Raw genomic sequence first — 17333 nt, forward strand, 5'->3', positions numbered from 1 at the left:
GTAGGCAATGGGGCGCCCCATCTGCCAGCAGATTTCCTCTGCGAGAGTACTTTTCTGCTGTTGCATGCTGGCGACTGCCGCGCGTACCAGTGCGGCGCGCTCGGCAATGGGAACTTGTCGCCAGGCAAGCTGTGCCCCTTGTGCGCTGCCCAGGGCATTCTGGATCTCGTACTCCGTCGCCAGCGGCCGCTCCACGTAAACGCGGTTGTCGATGGGAGAAATACACTGGAGTTTCTGCATATTGATCTCGGCTTGCTGCCGCAGTTATCGGAATAGCGCTTTCCTGCGCGCCTTGCTTCCAGCACTCGGGTTCGAAACGATGCAAGTTCCGCTAAATGATTTCGAAATAGCGCTGCAGCTCCCACTCACCGACGTGCTTGCGATACTCGCGCTCTTCCCACTCGCGACTGGCGGCAAAGTGCTCTACAAACGCATCGCCAAACAGGCTGCGCGCGGCACTGGATTGCCGCAGCCGTTGCGCCGCATCCCACAGGGTGGACGGCAGCGCCAGCTCCGCCGAATGTTGCCCCTCATAGGCATTGCCCAGCACCGGTTCGCCCGGTTCCCATGCTTGCTCAATACCATAAAGGCCAGAGCCAAGGGCTACCGCGAGCGCGAGATAGGGGTTGGCGTCGGCAGCGCCCAATCGATATTCCTGGCGCTGGGACTTTTCATTGCCGGGAATCACGCGCAGCGCCGCGGTGCGATTTTCCACCCCCCAGGTGGCATCGGTGGGAGCCCAAAAGCCGGGGATCATGCGTCGATAGCTGTTAATGGTCGGCGCGACCATGCTCAACAGTTCAGGCATCAACCGCTGCTGCCCGGCAAGAAAGTGCCGCTGGGTATCGCTCATATTGTGCGGCTGCCCCGGGGCATAAAATGCAGAGCGATCATCACCTGTATTGCGCAATGACAGGTGAATATGCCCGCTCTGGCCGGGATACTCGTTCGACCACTTGGCCATAAAAGTCGCCATCAGGCCGCGACGCTCTGCCAGCACCTTGATAAAGGTTTTGAACAGCGCGGCCTTGTCCGCCGCAGCTTCCGCCTGGTCCACGGTGATCGCCGCTTCCAGTACCCCGGGACCGGTTTCCGTGTGCAGCCCCTCAATGGGAAAGTCCATGCGCTCGGCCAGGGTGAGGATTTCCTCATACAGGTCCGCATGCACGGAATTGCGGATCATGGAGTAGCCAAACCACCCCGGCGTGAAGGGTTTGAGATTTCGATAACCCTTGGCCCGTGCGCTGTCGGGGGTTTCCTCAAACACAAAGAATTCGTACTCCAGCGCGGCGTAGGGACTGAAGCCCGCCTGCACGCAGCGCTCGATGACCCGCCGCAATAGCGCACGCGGGCACACGGCCTCTGCGGCACCGTCAAATTCCGCGAGGAACAGCAGCATGCCGCCCTCAAACGGTACCTCGCGGCAGGTATGCGGCAAAATTCGCACCGGCGCATCCGGGTAGCCGGTGTGCCAGCCAGTGTACTGGGCGTTATCGTAGAGCTGGTCCTGGGTGTCCCAGCCCAACACCACATCACAGAACGCAAACCCCTTGTCCAGCGCCGAAAAGAACTTCTCACGGCTCATGTACTTGCCGCGCATCACCCCGTCATTATCGAACAACCCGACCTTCACGTGGCTGAGGCCGCGGGCGTCCACAATGTGTTTGGCATCCTCAACCGAGCGCACCTGGCGCGGCTGCAGCGCACTTGGCGTCCCGCTGGCGGACAACGGCGTGCTGGAAGAAGAGACGCTGGCAGACGACGCGCTGATGGGCGGCTCCGGCGAAGAAGACGGCAGTTCGGTGGACTCATCCATGGTCGGCTCCATTATTGTGATCTGGATTGTGATCTGGATTAGGACCCGGCAGGCGGTGCTGGCTGCAGGCGGAATCTTGCCTACAGCATAGTCAACAGATGGAGACTTTTATGAAGACTAAGGTCGCAGGACACGCAGCCACTGGGCGACTATGTTAGCGCTCGCTCAGGGTATATAATCCGCGCTCCGAAATTTAACCCACCCTTTTGATTATTTTTTAGTCAGGACCACCAACAGGACTAGCAATGAGCTTCGACAAGGTTTCCCCAGGTAAAGAGCTGCCCAACGATATCAACGTAATCATCGAGATCCCGGCCAACCACGATCCGATCAAATACGAAGTCGACAAGGACGCAGACGCGGTATTCGTAGACCGTTTCGTAGCTACCCCGATGTTCTACCCGGCCAACTACGGCTACGTGCCTCAGACCCTGTCTGAAGACGGCGACCCCCTGGACGTGCTGGTTGTTGCACCTTACCCGGTAATGGTTGGCTCCGTAATCCGTTCCCGTGTGATCGGCGTTCTGAATATGACCGACGAATCCGGCGTAGACGCCAAGCTGCTGGCGGTACCGCACACCAAGCTGACCAAGCTGTACGACCACGTTAACGAAATCGGCGACCTGCCGGAGCTGCTGATCAAGCAGATCGAGCACTACTTCGAGAACTACAAGGCGCTGGAAGCTGGCAAGTGGGTGAAAGTAGACGGCTGGGCCGATGCTGACGCGGCACGTGCAGAAGTGATGGCCTCTCGCGAGCGCTACCTGAAAGAAGAAGGCTGATCCCACACGCTGGTGATCGCCCGATCTTTCCGAAAGCCGGCCTTGCGCCGGCTTTTTTGTGCCCGTTAAATAGTCTAACAACACAGCTGGAGCCCACAGATGGCAACCACAATCCCGGGACCCGATGGCAAACCGCGCTGCGGCTGGTGCGCCGCCACCGATGATTTCTTCCCGTATCACGACAACGAATGGGGATTTCCGGTAGACGATGATCAGCGCCTGTTTGAAAAAATTTGCCTGGAAGGATTTCAGTCCGGCCTGAGCTGGCGAACAATCCTCGCCAAGCGGGAAAATTTTCGCGCAGCCTTCAAGCAGTTCGATTTCAACAAGGTGGCAAAGTTTGCCGAGCCGGATGTGGAGCGGTTGCTGCAGGATGCAGGCATCGTGCGGCACCGTGGCAAAATCGAAGCGGTGATCAATAATGCCCAGCGCGCCCAAGAGATGGTGCGCGAAGAGGGGTCACTTGCCGCCTACTTTTGGGGGTTTGAGCCCGAGGAAGTTGCCGGAACGACTCCGCAGAGCGTGTCCACATCGGAAGTTTCCAAGAAAATCTCAAAAGACCTGAAAAAGCGCGGCTGGAAATTCGTTGGCCCCACCACCGTCTATGCGTTTATGCAGGCGATGGGGCTGATTAATGATCACGCCATCGATTGTGTGACGCGCAGGGCCGTGGACAAGGCCAGAAAACAATTCAGGCGGCCATCAGTCCGGTAGCTTGAAAGACGCCTTGCCGGTGATATGGCTCCCCAGCTTCCAGTCCGGTACGTTCACCTGCACCGGCGGCGGCACCTGCTTTTCACTCGCCTCAACCAAATAGCCTACGGCAGGCTTGAGGCTCAGATGGCTCACCGGCACCTGTACCGGCTCGACCTTGGCCCGCTCGTGTTCCTTGAGCAGATTGCCCTCCATGGGCGCAAGGGACAGCGTGCCCTCCTCTTGCGCCACAGGTGCGGGCTGTGCCACCGGCGCCGGTGCTGCCGGAGCCTCCTCTGCTGGGCGCGGCGCCGGCTCGGATTCCGCTTCAGCCACGGCCTCGTTTTTCACCGAAGACTGGGCTCCCTGACGCGCCAGCGTGACCTGTAACTGCTCCGCCTGCGCCAGACTCAGGCCTTTCTTTATCGCCAGTGGGCGGCCACTGAACAATTTCTCGACTGTCTCCGGGCCAGCCTTGAACAATCGCGCCATATTGGCCTTCACATCGGCGGCGGTGTAACCCGGTTCCAGGTCACCGCGAAAAATTACGCTGTAAGTGGATTCGCTCATAACACTGTCTCGATAGCGGCGCCGCTTTAAATCGGCTTGCGTACTTTTTATTTTTGTTGGCTTTGTTGATGTGTGTTCTTGTTGTTTGCACTTGGCACCAGCACCCAACGTTGGCGTATCTGGCGACAGAATTCAATGGGTTCTAGTCGTCCGAGTCCAGAGTCTGATCCATGGTGTACGCCGGGGTAGCAGCGCATTTACCCGCCACAATACGTGCCGGCACACCCGCGACAGTGGAGTGATTCGGAACATCGCGCAGCACCAGGCTGCCCGCAGCGATCTTCACGCCCTCCCCTATGCGCACGGGGCCCAATACCTTGGCACCGGCACCGATCATCACACCGCGACCGATTTTGGGGTGACGATCACCACCGCCACTGCCACTACCGCCCAGGGTTACCGAATGCAGAATCGAAACATCATCTTCCACGATGGAGGTTTCCCCCACCACCAGGCCGGTGGCATGGTCGATCATAATGCCACAGCCAAAATGTGCCGCCGGGTGAATGTCCGTGGCGAACTGTTCCGAGACCTGACTCTGAAAATACAGCGCCAGCGTGCGGCGCCCCTGCCCCCACAACCAATGGGCAATACGGTGGGACTGCAAGGCGTGGAATCCCTTGAAATAGAGAAACGGCATAATGTACTGATCGCAGGCGGGATCGCGATCGTACCAGGCACAAATATCGGCCTGCATACTGAGAGAAATCTGCGGATCATCTGCCAGCGCCCCAGCAATCACTTCCTGCAAGGCGGTCGCGGTCAGTGCGGCATGGTCGAGCACGGAGGCGAGCTGATAGGCAAGCGCACTGTCGATGGAGTCGTGGCGCAGCACCGTGTTGTGAAAATAGCTGGCCAGCACCGGCTCCCCCGACGCGGACGTCGCAGCCTCCGCGCGCATGGCGCCCCAAATATCCCGTTGTTTGAGTTCAGTGACGGTAATAACACAAGCTCCTGTGGCGGTGCGCGATTCAATAATGCGTTTATAGTCTGGTCATATTGGCGGGGTATGCCGAATCCGGGACCGTGATAAAGCGCGCATAGATCTCCGGCATCTGCGCGCAAATCTGCGCACTGAATGCCAGCGACCGATCTTGCGGGCAACTGTTGACCTGCTCAACCAGCGCTTGCGCACTTACCAGATCCTGGAACTCCCGCGCGCGCGGCGCATAACTCAAGTGCCAGCGCTCCGGCGCTACTCCTCCGCGGTCCTCACTGTAAGGGCGAAACAGGCCATAACTTTCGCCGGCCGCAATGCGCGCATCCAGCCAGCAATGAAACGGCCCAAACATGCCATCATCCGCCACTTCATCCGAGGTCAACTGTACTTGATAGCCCGCGGGCAATGCCGACGCATCAATCACATCGAAATCGGTACCCCAGTGATGGCGCGACGCGCCCGGCAGGGCAGACCAGCGCAATATAGCGAATAGGATATCCTCAGGCGACATTCCCGCAACATCCAGCGGCCGACCCAAACTGTCCAGTACCGGCCGCGTGCCCTCCGCTTTCGCATTCCAGATGCGACGCTGACGCTCAAAATCGCGAAAGCCAGATACCACTTTCGGCTCAAAGCCTGCATCCCTCGCATCCCGGCGCAGCTGATCAAATGCCACCAGTGCCTCCGGGTGCATCAGTTGCCCGGAGACCGGCTCGAGTATTACGTGGGCATCGGTGCGCCCGAATACCATGTCCTTTAACAAATTATGCATGGCAAAGTTTTCTCCTCAAAGCCGCTTGGCACCCGCTCTAATACTACATCCGGCGGTGATAAACAGAACCAAAGATCTGCAAAACGGCTATTTGCAGACTAGTCTTTTTCTGCATACGGCAAAATAGGGCAAAATAGCCGCGCGACTCCCAGGCAGCCATAGATGCTCAAAATCCATGGCCGCCCATGGGTTTATATAGCTAGCTGGAGCTAACGCGAAAGCGTCGATACTACCGGACGTAACGCGGTGCATAGTTAAGCGACTCGACAAATTTGCGCCGTGCGTAAACTTTTTCTGTTTCAACCACTGTCCGTCGCCGCTGTTTTAGACCACTGCTAAAGGCAAAAAGTGGTAAGGAACACCCGGCAAGCGACCACCTGCTAGCGGTCTCGCTGCGGGTATAGAAGCGCGGTTTGGCCTTTTATTATTTTGTGCTATGTTGGGCGACCGTTTTACTCGACTCGGGATTGGGTCGAAGCTGGTAGCCATCGGGAGATCGCCCGGTGAAATGCGGCGAATGATACGCTGCGATAATGGCTGCCATACTGTCTAACAGTTCAGGGAAGAATGTTATGCACCCAAGTCAGTCAGAGTTGTTAAAACTGAAAAACCTGGGCCTTGCCTCCGTCAATATTCTGCACTCCATCGGCATCCGCACTCAGGATGACCTCCATCGCGTGGGGCCAGCGGAGGCGTTCGCCAGTATCCGCGGCCGTGGTATCAACGCCTCCCGCGTCCTTCTTTACGCGCTCCAGGGTGCCCTGCTCGATGTCCACTGGAACGAACTCGATCCGGACCTCAAAGCCAATCTGGTGGATGAGGCCGAGCAAATACTGGCGCGCAAAGACCGCGCCTGACGTTCCCCGGCGGACCTCGACCGCGCCTACTCTGCCGCGTCTATTCTGCCTCATATTCCCGCCGGATTGATCGGCCGGTCGGGGGCTTGTAATTGGCGCTCATCGACCCTATCTACTCCCCCGAACAAAACTCGAAACCCACGGCCCTGACACGCGCTGGCACCAGCGGCTGGGGGCGGTGCGCTAACTTTATTATCATTCGGTCTATTTTCACCCAGCGGAGAACACAATGCTGCGAATAGGGCTTTTCCTGCTCACCAACCTGGCAGTCATGGTATTGGTAGGCATCATCTTCAACCTGTTCGGGATTCAGGGAATTCTCGACGCCAACGGCGTCAATCTGAATCTGCCAGGGCTGCTTACGATGTGTGCCATCTTCGGTATTGGCGGCTCATTGATATCACTGCTGCTGTCCAAAACCATCGCCCGCAGAACGACCGGCACCCAGATTATTGAACAGCCCAAGACCGCCGATGAGCGCTGGCTGGTGGAGACGGTACGCGAGCTTTCGGAACGAGCCGGTATCGGCATGCCCGACGTCGGTATTTTTCCCATGCCGCAGGCGAACGCCTTTGCCACAGGCTGGAATCGCAATAATGCCCTGGTCGCGGTGAGCGCGGGGCTCATGCAACGCTTTAACCGGGATGAAGCCCGCGCGGTGATTGGCCACGAGATCGGCCATGTTGCCAACGGCGACATGATCACCCTGGCACTGATTCAGGGCGTGGTGAACACCTTCGTGATGTTCTTTGCGCGACTGGTCGGCTTTTTCGTCGATCGGGTACTGATGCGCAACGAACAGGGACTCGGTATTGGTTACTACGTCACCTCCATCGTGATGGATATGGTGTTCGGTGTCTTCGCCATGATCGTTGTGGCCTGGTTCAGCCGCCGCCGTGAATACCGGGCCGATGCGGCCGGCGCACACCTGGCGAGCCCGCAGGCGATGATTGCGGCTCTGGCGCGGATCAAGGCGGAGTCGGAAGCGGGCCGCGAAGAACCACTGCCCGCCAACATGAAGGCCTTCGGTATTTATGGCAACAGCATGGCGGCCCTGCTGGCGAGTCATCCCCCTCTTGAGGATCGCATCCTCGCACTGCAAAATTCTTCCCGTTAACCGCAACTCTCGGCGAGTAGGCCCACTAGGGGCCGCTCGCCACGCTAGCCTGCGGTACCAAACTTCTTTGACGCAGGAAACACGCCCAACCATGCGCCTGATCAATTACTTCTCTCGACTGTTCCTCGCGACTGCCCTGACCCTGCATGCGGGTGCGGCGAGTGCGGCGAACACAGACTCCCGCCCGCCACAGTTTGCTACCGACGACGAAACCAACACCATGCAGGTGTTCAATTTCGCCAGCCCTTCCGTGGTGTATGTCACCAATGAAACGCTGGTGCGCGACCGCTGGAGTCTGCGCTTGCATACGGTACCCAAGGGTGCCGGTAGCGGCTTTATCTGGGATGAGTACGGTCATGTGGTGACCAACTTTCACGTAATCGAAAAAGCCCGCAAGATCACCATTACCCTGCAGGACCGCAGCGAGTGGCCGGCGCAACTGGTGGGCTCGGCCCCGGAGAAAGATCTGGCGGTGCTGAGAATCAACGCCCCGGCGGAACGACTGAAACCCCTGATACCCGGCGAATCTTCCAGCCTCTCGGTGGGGCGCAAAGTACTGGCAATCGGCAACCCGTTTGGCCTGGATACCACTCTCACCACCGGCGTGGTTAGCGCGCTCGGGCGTGAAATTGATGCCGCTGGCAATCGCACCATTCGCAATGTGATCCAGACCGATGCGGCCATTAATCCCGGCAATTCTGGCGGCCCGTTGCTCGATAGCAGCGGGAGGCTGATCGGGGTAAATACCGCGATCTACAGCCCCAGCGGGGCCAGCGTAGGTATCGGTTTTGCGATTCCGGTGGATACAGTGAAGAAGATTGTTCCGGAGCTCATCGCCCACGGCCGCCTGGTGCGTCCGATTCTTGGCATCGAATCGGCACCGGACCAATGGGCGAATCGCTACGATTTTGAGGGCGTGGCGGTTCTGCGCACCGCGCCGGGCTTGCCCGCCGAGAAAGCCGGGCTGCGCGGCGTCTATCGCGGCAGCCGCGGTGGCTGGCAACTGGGTGATGTGATTGTGGGTATTGATGGTCGGCCGATCAGCAATTACGACGACCTGATGAATGTGCTCGAAGACCGCCGCCCCGGGGACCGGGTACAGGTGGACTACCTGCGCAACGGAGAGGCGTACCAGACCTCGCTGGTACTCGCTGCACCTTAATGCATTTGTAATGTAACTTCGCTCGTTACTTGAGTGGCGGCGCCGCTACCGGGGTGCGCCTGGCGAGACACGCCGTGAACCCATCCCTGGGGGCTCTTCGAAAAAGTCCCTTTTTTCGAAGGTCTCACCAGGCGCACCCCGGTATCGACACCTTCGCCCAGAGTTCAAGTAGTTGCTCGAGCCAATAATTCGTTAAACTCCCCGCCGAACCATTTTTACAACAGCGCTGTAACTTTCCATGCAAAAACATTTCCTCTGCGGCTACCAAGACCTCAACGAAGGCGATTCCAAAGGCTTTTCCCTGGGCGACAAAAGCGCGGGCATGGACAATGTGTTTGCGGTGAAAAAGGACGGCGAAGTGTACGCGTATAAAAATGTCTGCCCACATCGGGGCATCAACCTGGAGTGGCAGCCGGATCAATTTCTGGATTCGGAAAAAGCGCTAATCCAGTGCGCTTCTCATGGCGCCCTGTTCGAGATACGCACCGGCGAATGTATTGCCGGCCCCTGCGCGGGCGACGCACTGACTCCAGTGCCCGTCGAGTACGCGCAGGATGGTCTCTACGTGCTGCTGGCAGACTAATTACTACGCAGGTAGAAACGGCACTGGCTCGATCAGGCAGATTTCCTCTGCAGTGAGCTTGGCGCGGTAAGCGATCACTTCCACACCACTTTTTAGCGCCTGTGTCAGGGCTTGGGCATAAGCTGGGTCGATGTCGGCTGCGGCTTCCACCGTGGCAATCTGGTCGTGCTGCACACAGTAAAACAGCATGGCACGCACGCCGGACTGGGCAAGCTTTTCCAGCTCCCGCAGGTGCTTGGTGCCGCGGGTACTCACCGCATCGGGAAACATGCCGCGCGCGCCCTCGGCAAGGGTGACGTTTTTTACTTCGACGTAACAGGCGCCCGCGCTCCCTTCCAACAGAATATCGATACGGCTGTTTTCTTCGCCGTATTTCACTTCGCGGCGCAGGGCATCGTAGCCCTGCAACTCCGCAATAACCCCATTGTTGATCGCCTCCTCCACGAGGTGGTTAGCACGCCCGGTGTTGACCCCGGCCATGGCGCCTTCTGGTGTGGTGGTAATTTCCAGGGTGTGGCGATACTTGCGCTTGGGATTGCCGGAATCGGAATACCAGCAGGGAGTGTTTTCCTCCCAGCAGTTCTTCATCGATCCGGTGTTAGGGCAGTGGATGGTCATTATTTCGCCATTCGGCAGGGCAACATCCGCCAAAAAACGCTTGTAACGGCGCAGGAGTGTTCCCTCGATCAAGGCCGGGCTCAGCTTCACGTGGTTCTCTCGATAAATCGTTTAAAAATTCAGCAGAAGTTGATGTAAACGCCAACTTGTAGAAAAAATGGCCGCCAGAATACACCAATCAAGTCATCCTTTGTGGGAGGATCATCGCCAAGGGGCAGGTCCGGCAACATTTTGTGGCGCAGTCGTGTGAGATTTGATAGTTTCCTCGCCTTGGCTGCCGCCGCGGCCGTTGGAGACTGCCTGCGGTCTAGGCTTCGCGCCTGCTAGGCTTGAATTTGGTTGTAGTGCCCCTATTAAGAAGGGCCCGTATTACGAGAGAGGCAATGACTATGCCCAATACTGCTGCGAAATCCGATTCTCTGCACGGCTTTGAGCCCTATCAGGAACAGAAGGGCGAGGAGTACATGAATGAGAAGCAGCAGGAGCATTTCCGCAAACTGCTGTTGGCCTGGAAAGCCGAACTGATGGCAGAGGTGGATCGCACCGTAACGCACATGAAGGATGAGGCTGCCAACTTCCCGGACCCGGCCGATCGCGCCAGCCAGGAAGAAGAGTTCAGTCTCGAACTGCGCACCCGCGACCGCGAGCGCAAGCTGATCAAGAAAATCGACTCCACTCTTGAGCTGATTGATCAGGAAGACTACGGCTTCTGTGAAGCCTGTGGTGTTGAGATTGGCATCCGTCGCCTGGAGGCCCGTCCTACAGCCACCCTGTGTGTGGACTGCAAAACTCTGGCGGAGATCAAAGAGAAGCAAATCTCAGGTTGATCACGCACCCCGGGCGGCCGCACCCAGCGCCGCCCGGTATCTACCCCTCACACTGACTTACCCTACCAGTGTCTTTACCTTCCGCACCGACATCCCGCTCAGAGCGCTATATAGGCCGCTTTGCGCCCTCGCCCACTGGGCCTTTACATTTTGGCTCCCTGGTGTGCGCCCTGGGCAGCTTTTTGGACGCTATTGCCCATGGTGGCCACTGGTTGATCCGCATGGAAGACCTGGACCCACCGCGGGAGATGCCAGGCGCAGCGGAACGTATCCTACACTCGCTGCATGCCCATGGCCTGCGCAGCCATTTCCCCGTGGTCTGGCAGAGCAAACGTCACGACCTTTATCAGCAGGCGTTGCAGCAGCTGCGCGCCCGAGATCAAGTCTACCGCTGCTCTTGCACCCGCGAGCAGGTACGCAAGGCCGGCGGACATACGAGGGATAATTGTATCGGCGCATCGGGGCCATACGCCCTGCGTTTTGCGTGCGCCGGCACCCGTGAAGGGTTTGCCGATATCTGGCAGGGCACACAGCAGCAAGCCATTGATGAGGACCCAATCCTCAAGCGCAAGGATGGTCTCTATGCCTACCAACTGGCGGTGGTGGTCGACGATATTGCGCAGGGCATCAATCATGTGGTGCGCGGTGCGGACCTGCTGGACTGCACGGGTATCCAGCAATCCCTGTTCCGTGCACTGGGGGCGGAACCGCCACACTTTGGTCACTTACCCTTGGTGATGAACGACGCCGGGCAGAAGCTCAGCAAGCAAAATCACGCCGCGCCACTGGATGACAGCAAAGCCTCCCTGAACCTGATTCAGGCACTGGGCTTTCTCGGCCTGCGCCCGCCGCACGAACTCGCCGCCAACACCCCGGCGCATATACTTGCCTGGGCCAGCGCGCACTGGCAGCGCAAGGCGGTCGATCGCCACAATCGCCTGCTCGACTAATTCGCTAACCGCTACTCCGTTAAACAGTTGAACTGTGCCCCGGCGGCGCATTAACATTTCGCGCCAGTTTCCCCGTGTTCTAATTCCCCGTGTTCAAACTGCTTCACCACAGGGACCCAACAGGCTTCCAATGAGCAACCGCACCCTGTTAATCCTGCTGGTACTGGTGGGCTATGTGTTCAGCCCCACCGTATTCACCTGGATGATCAACCCCTCTGGCGCCTGGTATCGCCCGTTTATCCTCTGGTTCGTGCTGATCCTGCTGGCCATTTTTATTCAGCGGAGGCGCAAACCCGATGACCTTTGACATCGTCAATATTGCGCTAATAGGCGTTGCGTATATTTTTGCCCTGTTCTTCGTGGCTTTTGCCACCTCCAAGGGCTGGCTGTCTAGCACTTGGGTGCGTCACCCCTTTTTCTACGTGATGTCCCTGGGGGTTTCGCTCAGCGCCTGGACCTATTACGGCATCATCGATCTCGCCTGGCAGCACGGCTACGGCGTACTCGCTTACTACCTGGGCACTGGCGCCATGTTCCTGTTTGCGCCATTCGCACTGGAACCTCTGGCCAGGTTGGCACAGCGCTACCAGCTGACCTCGCCCGCCGACTTGTTGGTGTTCCGCTATCACAGCCGCGAGGCCGGCACCCTCGCCACCCTGTTTATGCTGCTAGGACTACTGCCGCTGATTGCCCTGCAAATTCAGGCGGTGGCAGAAACCCTGGCGCTACTGTCCCGTGACAATGTGGCGGCGATGGCGTTGCCCGACAGCGGCGTCACCAGTAAAGACCTTATCGCCTTCCTCTACTGCGTGTTACTGGCGGTGTTTACCAGCACCTACGGCGCCTCGCGCAAGCGCCGCGCAGGCCTCGCCAGCGCCATGGCCCTGGAGTCCCTGGTCAAACTGGTCGCCCTGCTCGCAGTTGGCCTCTATGCGGTGTACGGCGTTTTCGGCAGCCTCGGCGACCTCGACAACTGGCTCGCGCAGAACAGCGATATGCAGCAGCTGCTGTACTCCCCGATCAAGCAGGGCTCTTCCCACACCCTGCTGCTGGTGTTTATCGCCACCGCAGTGGCCATGCCGCATATTTTCTATCTGAGTATCGCCGACCGCCCACCCACCGAGGGCTTGCGTACCGCCAGCTGGGGATTCCCACTGTTTATGCTGCTGATGGCGCTGCCGATCTTCCCGATCATGTGGGCGGGCTTTGCGCTGGATGTAACGGAGCCTGTGCAGTACTTCACTCTCGCGGTACCCCGCGCCAGCGGCTCCGCGCTACTCACCATCCTCGCCTTTATTGGCGGCCTGTCGGCGGCCACGGGTGCCCTGATCATGATCACCCTGGCACTGGCCACCATGGTGATGAACCACTGGCTGCTGCCCGGCACGCGCTGGCAATCCGACGACAACATGTACCGCCAGCTGCTGTGGCTGCGCCGGGCTCTGGTGGCGGCACTGTTTCTCGCGGGTTTCGCGTTTTATCTGCTGTTGAACAACCGCCTGTCGCTATCGGACCTCGCGATCATTGCGTTTATCGCTTCCCTGCAGTTTTTGCCGGGGATCTTCGCGGTTATCCACTGGCCGCAGGGCAACCGGCGCGGGTTTATCGGCGGACTGCTGGCGGGCATGCTGGTGTGGGCCGGTGGCTTACTGCTGCCGGCAATGGTGGGGAACAGTGGTATTCGCATTGGCGACTTCCATATACCGCTGGGGATGGAAATCTGGCCGCAGATCACCACCCTGACCCTTTCCGTGAACATGCTGCTGTTTGTGGGGCTCTCCATCTTCACCCGCACATCCAGCCTCGAGCGCTATGCGGCCGACCTGTGCAGCGACGATTCCATCAGTCAGGCGCTGCGCCTGGAACTGGATGTGCAATCTGCCGCGGAATTCCGCCTGCGCCTGTCCGAGAGCCTGGGGGCGGCCACCGCCAGCCAGGAAGTCAGCCGCGCATTGCGCCAGCTCAACCTGGAGGAGGAAGAGCGGCGGCCCTATGCCCTGCGCCAGCTGCGCGACCGCCTGGAGGCCAACCTTTCCGGCCTGCTGGGGCGTGTACTGGCGGGCCAGATTCTCGATCGACATGTGCCCTTTGTGACCAGCGACCAGCCGGCAAACAAGGACATCAACCTGATCGAGACCCGCCTCAGCCGCTACAAAAACCAGCTCACCGGCCTGGCCGCAGAACTGAACAACCTGCGCCTGTATCACCGGCAAATGCTGGAAGAACTACCCATGGCAGCCTGCTCCCTGGGGCGTGACGGCGAGATACTGCTGTGGAACTACGCCATGACCGAGCTCACCGGCATTAGTGCCAGCGAGGTGATCGGTTCCAAACCCGAGTACCTGCCAGAGCCCTGGCGCAGCGAGCTGACAGAATTTGCCCGCTCCACCGATGACAGCCGTTTCAAGCAGCAAGTGGATATCGATGGCACCAGCCACTGGCTGAACCTGCACAAGACACGACTCAAACAGCGCGCCGGCAAGTACGGCCGTGAAAACACCCGACGCCAGAACCGCAGTGACGGACAAATGCTGCTGGTGGAGGACATCACGGAAACGCAGGTTCTGGAGCAGGAGCTCATGCACAGCGAGCGCCTGGCATCGGTCGGTCGCCTCGCCGCCGGTGTTGCCCATGAAGTTGGCAATCCGGTCACCGGTATCGCCTGCCTTGCACAGAATCTGCAGTACGAGTCGGAGAACCCGGAAGTGCTGGAAACGGCAGACCAGATCCTCAGCCAGACCCAGCGCATCAGCCGTATCGTCCACTCGCTGGTGAGTTTCTCGCACAGCGGCAGCCAGGACAGCGAAAAAGCACCGGTGGACCTGCGCGCCTGTGTGGAAGAAGCGGTACAGCTGCTGTCGCTGCAGCGGGACAAGACCCAGGTCACCTTCGCCAATGAGGTACCCGCGGACCTGATTGCACTGGGCGACAACCAGCGCCTCATCCAGGTGTTTATCAACTTGCTGAGTAACGCGCGCGACGCCAGCCCCGATGGCGGACACATCGCAGTGACCGGTTACACCCGCGCCGGGCAGGCCTGTGTCGCCGTGACCGACAACGGCCCTGGGATCTCAGCGGCACACCGGGAGCGAATTCTGGAACCCTTCTTCACCACCAAGGAACCCGGCGAAGGCACCGGTCTTGGCCTGGCGATGGTGTACAGCATTGTGGAGGAACATGGCGGGCAGCTGGAACTGGTCAGTCCGGCCCATCCGGAAACCGGACGGGGAGCGCAATTTATTGTGCAAATCCCCTTGGTCGAATTCTGAGTCACGCGGCAGAGGGCAAAACAGGCCGGTTTATGACCAGTTTGTTACCGCCAGACATAAAAATTAGTCGTTTTTTTGATCACAAACAGGGCACTGGGTTGCATCGAAACGCTCAAAAGGTAAAACTTAGCGTCCCCTGAACACTTTGTAACCAGGCGTAACACATGAGCCACATTCTGATCGTAGAAGATGAAGCCATTATCCGCACGGCTTTGCGCAAGCTGCTGGAGCGGCATCGCTACAAGATCAGTGAGGCTGGCTCGGTCCGTGAGGCCACCACAAAGTACCGTCTCGCGGACATGGATCTGATTATTTCCGACTTGCGCCTGCCCGGTGCCCCCGGCACCGACCTGCTCAAACTGGCCGGCGACGTACCGGTGCTGATCATGACCAGCTATGCCAGCCTGCGCTCCGCGGTGGACTCCATGCGTATGGGCGCCGCCGACTATATCGCCAAACCCTTCGACCACGACGAAATGCTCGCCACCGTGCGCCGGGTCATTGGCAAGGCGGAGCAGAATCGCGCGGCGGGTGCCGCCGCGGCGGACAGTAAAGCGGAAGGGCGCGCCATTTCCGGCATGATTGGCGACAGCCCGGTGATGCGCGATCTCTACGCACGGATTCACAAGGTAGCCCCCACCGACGCTACCGTGCTGGTGCACGGTGAGACCGGTACCGGTAAAGAACTGGTGGCGCGGGCGATTCACGAAGAGAGCAAGCGCAACGGCAAGCCCCTGATTTCGGTGAACTGTGCCGCCATTCCGGAAACTTTGATTGAAGCAGAGCTGTTCGGCCACGAGAAAGGCGCATTTACCGGCGCGCAAACCGCGCGCGAAGGCCTGATCGCGGCAGCCGATGGCGGCACCCTATTCCTCGATGAGATTGGCGAATTGCCGCTGGAAGCCCAGGCACGCCTGCTGCGTGTGCTGCAGGAGGGCGAGGTGCGTCCCATTGGCGCCATTGAGTCCCGCAAGGTCAACGTGCGCCTGGTGGCGGCAACCCACCGCAACCTGCGCCAGCTAGCGGCCGAACACAAATTCCGCGAAGACTTGTATTACCGAATTAACGTGGTCCAGATGACCCTCCCGCCGCTGCGCGAGCGCGGCAAGGATGTCCTGGCCATTGCCGAGAACCTGCTGGAGAAATTCTGTGCCAAGGTCAGCCGCTCGATGCTGCGCCTGTCACCGGAAGCGATCCAGGCAATCACCACCTACACCTGGCCCGGTAACGTGCGCGAGCTGGAAAATGCCATTCAACGGGCGGTGATTCTCACCGAAGACAACGTCGAGATTGACCACCGCACCCTGGACATCGACCTGGACCTGGTGCCGATTGAAGAGGCCGACCCCGAGCGACGTCCGCGTACCAGCCTGCGCGCCGACCCCCGTGAAGACCTGTCACTGGAGGACTACTTCGCCCGTTTCGTCCTGGAACACCAGGAGACCATGAGCGAAACCGAGCTGGCCAAGAAGCTCGGCGTGAGCCGCAAGTGCCTGTGGGAACGACGCCAGAAGCTCGGCATCCCGCGCAAAAAGGCCAAACGCCTGGCTGAAGCCTGATCTCTGGCACCGCTCCCATCACTTAAAGCCCGCGCTCCCAGCGCGGGCTTTTTTGTTGCCGCACCACGTGGTAACACGCCCCCTGTACCCTGCGGACTCTCTCAGGGTCTCCAGCCCCTCTCGCGAGTGGACAACCTGGATGTAGCAGTCACAGAAATGTGATCCAACGGGGACAAAAGTGCGAGTTGGTAACAAGTGAAAGTGTTACCCGGTTCCGCCCCCAAGTAACAACCACCGCACTATGTGTAACGGAAATCTGTATTCCCACGCCACAAAAAAGTTCCCATAAAAGATAAGTCATTGATTTTTATAGGTTTTTTAAAGTTGGCACGCTATCTGCTTCGTATAGGCCAAACAATGAGAACAGCCAAGAATAATAATAAATGACTGTCTAAGCCCTAATAACAACTGACAATAAGCGGGCGCAACACAATAAAAATAATAACGGGAAGATCGACAATAAAAACCAAAGTGATCGAATCCGGAGCAAAACTCGAGCAATAAAAACAATAAAGCTCACGACAACAATAAAAATAAACAAAAAGTAATAAGAAACAATAATAAAAATAAACAATAAGAATAAAGACGAATAACAAGAACAATAACTTGTAGAAGACAACAAAAATAACGACAAGCACGTGACAAACTGACTGATTGTGCCTGGGAGAGGGTTTGCTGAATAGCAAATTGATAGCGCAAGGAAGCCGCTGCCTTCATACCGAATAAGAATAATTCCTTTCTTTTCTTCTTTTCCTCGATGCACTTTGATGCTGGACCCCATTGGATTGGGCCCGGCAGCTGTGCATTGTGCTGTATGT

17 protein-coding genes are annotated in these 17333 nt (G+C 58.4%); 11 read left to right on the top strand and 6 right to left on the bottom strand.

All coding sequences use genetic code 11. The features are described from left to right. Both AS89_RS16805 and AS89_RS0103475 read right to left on the bottom strand, forming a co-directional pair. On the bottom strand, positions 1-240 hold a 240-nt coding region (locus tag AS89_RS16805), incomplete at its 3' end, for an aldehyde dehydrogenase family protein (protein WP_010130949.1). A 91-nt stretch (positions 241-331) separates the two neighbouring features. Continuing rightward, a complete protein-coding gene (locus AS89_RS0103475; RefSeq protein ID WP_100169240.1) occupies positions 332-1816 on the bottom strand; it encodes a glutamine synthetase family protein in 1485 nt (494 codons plus the stop codon). A gap of 245 nt (positions 1817-2061) precedes the next feature. On the opposite strand from AS89_RS0103475, the gene ppa reads away from it, so the two are divergent. After that, positions 2062-2598, top strand: a complete 537-nt coding sequence (ppa, locus tag AS89_RS0103485; protein WP_010130952.1) for an inorganic diphosphatase — start codon at positions 2062-2064, stop codon at positions 2596-2598. A gap of 99 nt (positions 2599-2697) precedes the next feature. After that, on the top strand, positions 2698-3312 hold the full coding sequence (locus tag AS89_RS0103490) for a DNA-3-methyladenine glycosylase I (RefSeq protein ID WP_010130953.1): 615 nt from the start codon (positions 2698-2700) through the stop codon (positions 3310-3312). On the opposite strand, the gene AS89_RS18115 is transcribed toward AS89_RS0103490, so the two are convergent. From AS89_RS18115 to AS89_RS0103505, 3 genes are all read right to left on the bottom strand, one after another. Continuing rightward, positions 3301-3861 carry a hypothetical protein gene (locus AS89_RS18115; protein ID WP_010130954.1) on the bottom strand — a complete coding sequence of 187 codons (561 nt, stop codon included), beginning with the start codon at positions 3859-3861 and terminating at the stop codon, positions 3301-3303. The genes AS89_RS0103490 and AS89_RS18115 overlap by 12 nt on opposite strands. A 142-nt stretch (positions 3862-4003) precedes the next feature. After that, on the bottom strand, positions 4004-4762 hold the full coding sequence (cysE, locus tag AS89_RS0103500) for a serine O-acetyltransferase (protein WP_010130955.1): 759 nt from the start codon (positions 4760-4762) through the stop codon (positions 4004-4006). Positions 4763-4844: 82 nt separating this feature from the next. Beyond that, positions 4845-5573 carry a M15 family metallopeptidase gene (locus tag AS89_RS0103505; RefSeq protein WP_010130956.1) on the bottom strand — a complete coding sequence of 243 codons (729 nt, stop codon included), beginning with the start codon at positions 5571-5573 and terminating at the stop codon, positions 4845-4847. Between the two features lie 572 nt (positions 5574-6145). Here AS89_RS0103505 and AS89_RS0103510 point away from each other — a divergent pair. The 4 genes from AS89_RS0103510 (at position 6146) to AS89_RS0103525 (ending at position 9292) form a co-directional block, all read left to right on the top strand. Continuing rightward, the gene (locus AS89_RS0103510) at positions 6146-6430 is read left to right on the top strand and encodes a TfoX/Sxy family protein (protein WP_010130957.1); all 285 of its coding nucleotides are present in this window, start codon (positions 6146-6148) and stop codon (positions 6428-6430) included. Positions 6431-6659: 229 nt separating this feature from the next. Next, on the top strand, positions 6660-7547 hold the full coding sequence (htpX, locus tag AS89_RS0103515) for a protease HtpX (protein WP_010130958.1): 888 nt from the start codon (positions 6660-6662) through the stop codon (positions 7545-7547). 91 nt (positions 7548-7638) lie between these two features. Then, positions 7639-8709 (top strand): S1C family serine protease, encoded by a 1071-nt coding sequence (locus AS89_RS0103520; RefSeq protein WP_010130959.1) that lies wholly within the window; start codon positions 7639-7641, stop codon positions 8707-8709. 238 nt (positions 8710-8947) lie between these two features. Continuing rightward, the gene (locus tag AS89_RS0103525) at positions 8948-9292 is read left to right on the top strand and encodes a Rieske (2Fe-2S) protein (protein ID WP_010130960.1); all 345 of its coding nucleotides are present in this window, start codon (positions 8948-8950) and stop codon (positions 9290-9292) included. Positions 9293-9295: 3 nt separating this feature from the next. Here AS89_RS0103525 and sfsA read toward each other — a convergent pair whose 3' ends face one another. Continuing rightward, positions 9296-10000, bottom strand: a complete 705-nt coding sequence (gene sfsA, locus AS89_RS0103530) for a DNA/RNA nuclease SfsA (RefSeq protein ID WP_010130961.1) — start codon at positions 9998-10000, stop codon at positions 9296-9298. A 299-nt stretch (positions 10001-10299) separates the two neighbouring features. Between sfsA and dksA the strand changes: the two genes are divergently transcribed. From dksA to AS89_RS0103555, 5 genes are all read left to right on the top strand, one after another. After that, positions 10300-10737, top strand: a complete 438-nt coding sequence (gene dksA / locus AS89_RS0103535; RefSeq protein WP_010130962.1) for an RNA polymerase-binding protein DksA — start codon at positions 10300-10302, stop codon at positions 10735-10737. A gap of 68 nt (positions 10738-10805) precedes the next feature. Next, positions 10806-11687: a tRNA glutamyl-Q(34) synthetase GluQRS gene (gene gluQRS / locus AS89_RS0103540; protein WP_033229903.1), complete on the top strand. Its 882-nt coding sequence runs from the start codon at positions 10806-10808 to the stop codon at positions 11685-11687. A gap of 130 nt (positions 11688-11817) precedes the next feature. Beyond that, the gene (locus AS89_RS18850; protein WP_010130964.1) at positions 11818-11994 is read left to right on the top strand and encodes a hypothetical protein; all 177 of its coding nucleotides are present in this window, start codon (positions 11818-11820) and stop codon (positions 11992-11994) included. Then, positions 11984-14956, top strand: coding sequence for an ATP-binding protein (locus AS89_RS0103550; RefSeq protein ID WP_010130965.1), 2973 nt, complete (start codon positions 11984-11986; stop codon positions 14954-14956). The genes AS89_RS18850 and AS89_RS0103550 overlap by 11 nt, the downstream gene beginning before the upstream one ends. A gap of 164 nt (positions 14957-15120) precedes the next feature. Then, on the top strand, positions 15121-16515 hold the full coding sequence (locus AS89_RS0103555) for a sigma-54-dependent transcriptional regulator (protein WP_010130966.1): 1395 nt from the start codon (positions 15121-15123) through the stop codon (positions 16513-16515). The last annotated feature ends 818 nt before the right edge of the window (positions 16516-17333 follow it).

It is taken from the genome of Microbulbifer agarilyticus S89, assembly GCF_000220505.1.
In the GTDB taxonomy this organism is placed as follows: domain Bacteria; phylum Pseudomonadota; class Gammaproteobacteria; order Pseudomonadales; family Cellvibrionaceae; genus Microbulbifer; species Microbulbifer agarilyticus_B.

What these genes read in the sequence shown, in the direction of transcription:
- AS89_RS18115 (WP_010130954.1), bottom strand. Translation starts at nt 3,861, where the DNA reads ATGAGCGAATCCACTTACAGCGTAATTTTTCGCGGTGACCTGGAACCG.
- AS89_RS0103490 (WP_010130953.1), top strand. Translation starts at nt 2,698, where the DNA reads ATGGCAACCACAATCCCGGGACCCGATGGCAAACCGCGCTGCGGCTGG.
- AS89_RS0103555 (WP_010130966.1), top strand. Translation starts at nt 15,121, where the DNA reads ATGAGCCACATTCTGATCGTAGAAGATGAAGCCATTATCCGCACGGCT.
- htpX (WP_010130958.1), top strand. Translation starts at nt 6,660, where the DNA reads ATGCTGCGAATAGGGCTTTTCCTGCTCACCAACCTGGCAGTCATGGTA.
- AS89_RS0103550 (WP_010130965.1), top strand. Translation starts at nt 11,984, where the DNA reads ATGACCTTTGACATCGTCAATATTGCGCTAATAGGCGTTGCGTATATT.
- AS89_RS0103475 (WP_100169240.1), bottom strand. Translation starts at nt 1,816, where the DNA reads ATGGATGAGTCCACCGAACTGCCGTCTTCTTCGCCGGAGCCGCCCATC.
- ppa (WP_010130952.1), top strand. Translation starts at nt 2,062, where the DNA reads ATGAGCTTCGACAAGGTTTCCCCAGGTAAAGAGCTGCCCAACGATATC.
- AS89_RS0103520 (WP_010130959.1), top strand. Translation starts at nt 7,639, where the DNA reads ATGCGCCTGATCAATTACTTCTCTCGACTGTTCCTCGCGACTGCCCTG.
- cysE (WP_010130955.1), bottom strand. Translation starts at nt 4,762, where the DNA reads ATGCGCGCGGAGGCTGCGACGTCCGCGTCGGGGGAGCCGGTGCTGGCC.
- AS89_RS0103510 (WP_010130957.1), top strand. Translation starts at nt 6,146, where the DNA reads ATGCACCCAAGTCAGTCAGAGTTGTTAAAACTGAAAAACCTGGGCCTT.
- dksA (WP_010130962.1), top strand. Translation starts at nt 10,300, where the DNA reads ATGCCCAATACTGCTGCGAAATCCGATTCTCTGCACGGCTTTGAGCCC.
- AS89_RS18850 (WP_010130964.1), top strand. Translation starts at nt 11,818, where the DNA reads ATGAGCAACCGCACCCTGTTAATCCTGCTGGTACTGGTGGGCTATGTG.
- AS89_RS0103505 (WP_010130956.1), bottom strand. Translation starts at nt 5,573, where the DNA reads ATGCATAATTTGTTAAAGGACATGGTATTCGGGCGCACCGATGCCCAC.
- AS89_RS0103525 (WP_010130960.1), top strand. Translation starts at nt 8,948, where the DNA reads ATGCAAAAACATTTCCTCTGCGGCTACCAAGACCTCAACGAAGGCGAT.